We start from the raw sequence: 1,664 nt of genomic DNA, 5'->3' as shown, positions 1-1,664 counted from the left end.
GCGCCGCCAGCGCGCTCCGCCCTTCCGGCGTCGCGACGTCGGGCGCCGCGGGCGAGTCGTCCGAGGGGGCGCGGCAGCCGGCCGCGCCGTCGCGCCCGACCGCCCCCTGCACCGCGTACATCGTCATCGCCGCCCGCGCCGCCGGCTCCTGCGCGACCGCGGCCACCGCGCCGAGCAGGGCGCACGCGGCGCCGACGGCGCAGGTCCGCATCGTCTTGCCGATCGTCGTCGTCCGAGTGCCGCATCCGCTCACTTCGCGTCCTCCTTCGTAAGGTGAAAACCTGACTTCAGCGTCGTCCAGCTCTCGACCGGCTTCCCGTCGAAACGCGCCGGCCGCCGGCGCCGGCCGACGAGAACCTTCGTTCTCGCCCCGCCGAAGCGCGCCGCGAACGCCGACGCCGCGGCGTCGTCGCCCGGCGCCGGCGGCGTCGGCCCTGCGCCGTCGATCCGACAGGCCGCGGAATCAGGTTCCCCGCTTTCCGCGGGCGAGACCGCGACGAGAGACAGATCGAAGCCGCGCCATTCGGGAGCGCCGACGGGCTCCCGGGCCGCGGCCGCGCCCAAGGCGCAGGCGAGCGCCGCCGCCGTGCAGGCGATGATCTTGCGCATCGTGCAGTTCCCCCCGAGACCATTTCCGAGTCGCGCCCAAGGCGCCGCGGCCGGGCGACTCCACCACCGCTCCGCCGCGCGATGCGCGGGAGGCGCGGGCCGCGCGCTTGGGCGCCGACGGGCGCGGCGCGCCGCGGCGCCGCGCGACCTTCAGCGGAGCGCGAACGTGATCGTCACCGCGAACGGCATCGGGATCGGCTTGCCGTCGAGCCGCGCGGGTCTCCAGCGCCACTGGCTCACCACCTCCAGCGCGGCCATCGCCGCGTCCGCCCCGCCGGCGGGATAGTCCCTGATCTGGCAGTAGTCCATCCGTCCGTCGAGGCCGACGACGCCGTCTACGACGACCTTCTCCGCCGCCTGGCCGCGACGAACGCTGCCCGGAAACGCGGGCATGACGCTCTTGAGGCTCTTCAGCGGTTCGGCCTCCCTCCAGCGCGCGGGCAGGGCGCCGAAAGGCGCGGGGGGCGGGAGCGCGTCGAGCGATTCGATGCGAACGACGACGCACGTTTCCTCGTCGTCCGACGACCAGCTCGCCCGCCAGGCGACGCCGCCGCGCGCGAGCGGGAACGACCGGTCCATGAACGGCTGCCGGCCTTTGAAGCGCTGCAGCCTGACGGCGGCGCGTCCGCCCTCCGCGGCGTCGCGCCGCTCGAAGTAGCCGAAGTAGAAGGGGCGATCGTTCGCCGCCGCGAACCCTTCGAGCAGCACGCGGCCGTCGGCGAGCATCTTCCGCGCCTCGCCGACGATCGCCGCGTCGGTCCCGCCGAAGAGAGCCGCGAACGCGCGGCGCCCTTCCGCCGCGGCGAGGTCCGGCGCGCCGTCCGGCGCGCGGTCGGCGCCGCAGTTCTTTCGCGCCGCCTTGGCGAGTCCCGACACGGCGTAGAACGTGAGCCGCACGGAAGGCCCGACGGCCGGCCCCGCCGGCGCGTTCGGCGCGCCCGAAACGACGTTCGGCGGCGCGGACTGCGCGGCGGCGGGCGGCGCCGCAGGCGCTCCGGCGGGCGCGTCCGCCTGCGCGAGCGCCGAGGGGGCGCCGAGCAGCGCGGCGCACAAAA

At 76.2% G+C, this 1,664-nt stretch carries 3 protein-coding genes; all 3 read right to left on the bottom strand.

Features of this window, described 5'->3' with window-relative positions; all coding sequences use genetic code 11:
• On the bottom strand, positions 1 to 253 hold a 253-nt coding region (locus tag LLG88_10195; GenBank protein MCE5247274.1), incomplete at its 3' end, for a hypothetical protein.
• Positions 250 to 609: a hypothetical protein gene (locus tag LLG88_10190; GenBank protein MCE5247273.1), complete on the bottom strand. Its 360-nt coding sequence runs from the start codon at positions 607 to 609 to the stop codon at positions 250 to 252. The genes LLG88_10195 and LLG88_10190, both read right to left, overlap by 4 nt.
• Before the next feature lie 150 nt (positions 610 to 759).
• Positions 760 to 1,664: energy transducer TonB (locus LLG88_10185; protein MCE5247272.1), on the bottom strand; the 905-nt coding region annotated here is incomplete at its 5' end.

Source organism: bacterium (assembly GCA_021372775.1).
Lineage (GTDB): Bacteria > Acidobacteriota > Polarisedimenticolia > J045 > J045 > JAJFTU01.
This window is presented reverse-complemented; position numbering and strand designations above follow the sequence as displayed.